This window comes from Methylobacterium sp. J-070, from assembly GCF_022829385.1.
Taxonomy (GTDB): Bacteria; Pseudomonadota; Alphaproteobacteria; order Rhizobiales; family Beijerinckiaceae; genus Methylobacterium.
In genome coordinates this window covers 1-4,134 of sequence record NZ_JAKSXX010000128.1, presented here as the reverse complement: position 1 = coordinate 4,134, position 4,134 = coordinate 1, and the positions used below count along the sequence as shown (strand labels likewise).

Below are 4,134 nucleotides of genomic sequence, written 5' to 3'. Positions count from 1 at the left end.
GATCCCGCCGACCGCCTGCTCGAAGCCATCGGCCATCTGGCGCATGCCGGTCTTGCGCTGCTCTTCGGCCGCCAGCCGCGCCTGCGCGGTCTCGGCTTCCAGCGCTTGGGTGCGGATCAGGTTGTCCTTGAACACCTGCACCGCGGCGGCCATCGCGCCGATCTCGTCACCGCGGTTCCGGTACGGTACCTCGGCTGCGGCGTCGCCACCGGCGAGTATGCCCATCGCCTGTGTCATGGTCTGGATCGGCCGGGAGACGCGCAACAGGGCGAAGGCGGCGGCGGCACAAGCGGCGGTGAGCGCCAGGGCCACGGCGACGTAGGCGGCCAACGCGGCAGTATCGGCTTCGGACACGGCCGCGTCGGCATCCCGGCGAGCCCCTTGCTCGTTCAGGGCGACATCACGCGTGAGATCATCCCGAGCTTCGTCGTAGAGGTTCGCGGTCTCGGGTGCGGTCATCAGCTTGAGGGCAGATGACTGTTGCCCGGTCTCCATCAGGCGACGCATCTCGGCGTCGGCCTGCTCGAAGTGCTTCCAGACAGAAGCGAAGGCGTCATAGATGGCGCGCTCCTCGTTTGAGGAGATCAATGGCTCGTAGGCCCTGCGCGCTTGCGTGAGCTTATCGTGGGTCGCGGCGAGTTTGGCCTCGTTCTCAGCTAGATGAGTCGGAGTATCCGACAGAGTGAGCAGGCGCAGCTGCTTGATCCGAACCTCCGACGCGGCTGCACGGATCTCGTTCACACTGACGACCGATGGCAGCCAGTTCGATGCGACCTCGGTGACGGAGTGACGGATCCCAGCCAGCTCGAAGATCGCGAGTGCGCCTTGACCTGCCGCGATGAGGGCGAGCAGGCCGAAGGCAGCCGAGAGTGCTGCCTTAAGCGAGAGGTGCAGGCGCATAATCAGATCACCGGAATAGGAATTTAAGCTGTGTTAGCCTCCGAAGACCGGAGGCAAACTTCATATCGGATTTAGGCAATTCAGTTAATTAACTGCTACTTATGAATTAAAACCATAAAACGTTATGTGTTAGTCGTGGCATAGGTACTTATAAGTACCACTGTCTCAACCGTGAATTGCTATCTACAACTATGAGTTTAAATATCGCGACCGACAATAATCACAAAGCCGTGAATATCACCAATCTGTCCCGTAACTGACCAAGTTCGACGCCCTACTACCCTAGGCAAAGGAAACCCTTCGGTGAAAAGCTCGCCCAGGTGAAACTTCGGCTTAGGCTAGCACGTACCGCTCACCCATGAGCGAACGACATGACAAGCCCTTGTCCCTGGATGCTGCGTTAGCCGCACAGATCCATGCTGCCCGCCTCCGGGGTGCCTACTCAATCGAGGCCCTGGCGGCGCTCGCGCGGGTCGACCCCGAGATGATCGCCAGACTTGAGCATGGCGCACCGATCGCCGATGCCGGGGCTCGGGACCGCGTCATGGACGTGCTCGGCCTGCGTCCGGATAGCCAACTCTATCCTGCCAAGCCGACTGATTACAGCCAGCGCACATCGGACTGAGATGGACCCTGCCTGACCCTGTCTGCTCAGCCTCTTCCCGCCACGCGTCCCGCTCGGTCCGCATCGCCTCGGTCAGGGCGCGCATGTTCCCGGCGTCGATAGCGGTCTCGACGAGCATGTCCTGGGCCGCCGCCATCTGTTCACTCAGCTCGGCGTTCTCGGCTGCCAGAGTCAGCAGAAGCGCCGCCACGTCGTCACCCATGCCGTACCTCGCATCGTCACCTTGGGGCGCGGCAGGTAGGCCCGAGATGGTTACCTCGTCGACAAGGATACGGGGTCTGCGGGAGCTGGCTGTGACCTCGTCCACAGCAGGATCGCGGGTTGGATGTTGGGTCACCTCGCAAACTGCAATCGACGGTGCCCCGGGCTCTACAGCGGCTGAGGTATCGGCGCATACGGCGGCGCATCGTGTCTCGTCGAAGGGCAGCGGGCACCTGTCACTGTCCCAGCATCTAACCATCGCCGAAGAGGGCGCGCACAGCAGGAGAACGGATACCGGACAGCCGATCTGCTGTGTATCGGCGACTCGGAAACGTGGGGGAAGATTTGTCACCCGCCCGGACGCCATCGGCCTGCAAAATACCTTGATCTCATCGACAGGATCCTGATCTACGCATCTCGCTCTGTACATTCGTGCGAGTTTTAGGATCGGGACAGGAATAAAGTGACAGAAGAAACCGTTAATCGTATTTTTGATGCGACCGAGCTGACCGGCGAAATTGTTGCCGCTTATGTCTCGAATAACCCCGTTCCCGTTGCAGAGCTTCCGAACCTGATCCGGAATGTGCACAGCGCCATCTCAGCGCTTAGCTCTGGCAATCTCCCCAATGCCATTGCCTCAACCGTCGAGGCTGAAAGGCCTACGCAGGCCCAGATCCGCAAGTCGGTCCGGCACGACGGCCTCGTCAGCTTCATCGACGGCAAGACCTACAAGACGCTCAAGCGCCACCTCACCAGCCACGGGCTGGACCCACGCGGCTACCGCGAACAGTATGGCCTGCCGGCCGATTACCCGATGGTCGCCCCCGCCTACGCCGCGCAGCGCTCCGCGTTGGCCAAGGCCATCGGCCTCGGTGTACCAGGGCGCCGCGCCGCCTAGCGCAGGATTGGCTTGGATGACTCATCGATAGCCCCGTGAGCTACGGAAGGGGCGTCGCCGATCTGCGTGCGATGCCGAAACCGCAGAACCTGTGCATCGATCGTTCGTGGCCGACCTAGCCACGAACCATCGACTCGGGCCGGCCGCCCCAAGGCATCGGCCCAGCTCAAGTGGATAACGTTGGCCTGAGCTACCTCGCTTCTGGTATCCGCGCTCTGCTTCGGCGGTCGCCGCTTCCCAGCGCCGATCCAGCGAGTGATCCGGCGTGCCCACTTGGAGCGCAGCATCCGCGCGACACGAGGCACAGTCTTCGTCCTATGATCTCGGGCAGATCTACTGACGCGCTTCGTCGCCGCCATTGGCCCGCTCTCCCATTCGCCTTCGATGTCTGCCGAATCTGGTTAATACCGGCTGGCAGGAAGCGGCTGTTTCTCAGCCTTCGATTCATCGGGGCGACAGAGATCGCTTGGCTAAACTTACCTCAGAGCGGAATGGCTATATTTGCGTGCAATTCTGTACTGCATACCCCGTGGCTGAAGCGTCACATATCCATCTGTCGGGATGACCCTGAGTAGGGCAATGCGAATTGAGTCCGATACTAGGACGTCACAAACGCGGCTTGAGAGATGGCATCCTGGTCGGCCTCGATCTCCGCGAGGAATTGGTCGTAAGCGGCCCAAAGCGGCGGCAGGATCTCAACAGGGCCGTCACCGCTAGAGCGCAGTCGCACGTAACCTGCGCGCTCTGCCTCGAAGAACAGCGTCCGCAGGTGTGAGCGCGCGACGCCGAGATCGTTGGACATGGACGACCAAGTCAGGTCGCGCGATCCAGATAACTCGGCCTGGATCACCAGCAGGAGCGCGAGGTAACCGGCATCGCGTCCCAGGAACAGGCGGATCGCGTCGTGTTTCAGGACGGAGAGCGCTCGCGGTAGATTGCGGAGACCCGAGATGCGGATGCGGCGATGGATACTCGCGTCCTCCCCGTGGATCCACTCGTAGCCACGGCCCGGGAACAGGTCGAGCAGGAAGCGATGGTAGGCCGCCAGATGGTGACGGTCGTGGGCGATCACCTGCGCCGTCGGAGCGAGGATAGTGATGCGACGGTCATCGGGCGCAGGGGCAGATTCGACGTAGCCAGTTTGGCGGAACCGAGCCAGGAGGTCGTCGACGCGCCGAGGGCTGGCCAAGCCGCGCTCGACGAGCATGCGTCGCACGTTACCGGGAGTGGCCCAGGTCGCTCGGTCCTCCGGATCGAAGGCGAAGTGGAAGCCGACGATGAAGCCGCGGAGAATGATGATCCCCGCGTCGGCCATCATCCGCAGCGCGAGGGGATCGGTTTTGAAGAGATCGACGATCGCATCGACGTGTGACCTGACCGGCTGGCTTTGGACCGGGCTGATTGAGAGGATCAGCCAGGATCGAAGGAGTCGGACATGCGGCGAGGTCAGAAGACGAGCGCGGAGCAGGTGGTGCTGAAGCTGCGCCAGATCGTCGATCCGGCCACCGGC

Annotated in this window: 4 protein-coding genes; 2 read left to right on the top strand and 2 right to left on the bottom strand. The window is 62.0% G+C overall.

Annotation, left to right across the window (positions count from 1 at the left end; translation table 11 throughout):
- The coding region (locus MKL01_RS12480; protein WP_243905538.1) for an MCP four helix bundle domain-containing protein at positions 1-900 on the bottom strand (900 nt) is incomplete at its 3' end.
- Positions 901-1,258: 358 nt separating this feature from the next.
- Here MKL01_RS12480 and MKL01_RS12475 point away from each other — a divergent pair.
- Positions 1,259-1,525: a hypothetical protein gene (locus MKL01_RS12475; RefSeq protein WP_243905539.1), complete on the top strand. Its 267-nt coding sequence runs from the start codon at positions 1,259-1,261 to the stop codon at positions 1,523-1,525.
- A 664-nt stretch (positions 1,526-2,189) separates the two neighbouring features.
- Positions 2,190-2,624 carry a MucR family transcriptional regulator gene (locus MKL01_RS12465; RefSeq protein WP_243905537.1) on the top strand — a complete coding sequence of 145 codons (435 nt, stop codon included), beginning with the start codon at positions 2,190-2,192 and terminating at the stop codon, positions 2,622-2,624.
- Between the two features lie 598 nt (positions 2,625-3,222).
- Here MKL01_RS12465 and MKL01_RS12460 read toward each other — a convergent pair.
- On the bottom strand, positions 3,223-4,134 hold a 912-nt coding region (locus tag MKL01_RS12460), incomplete at its 5' end, for a hypothetical protein (protein ID WP_243905536.1).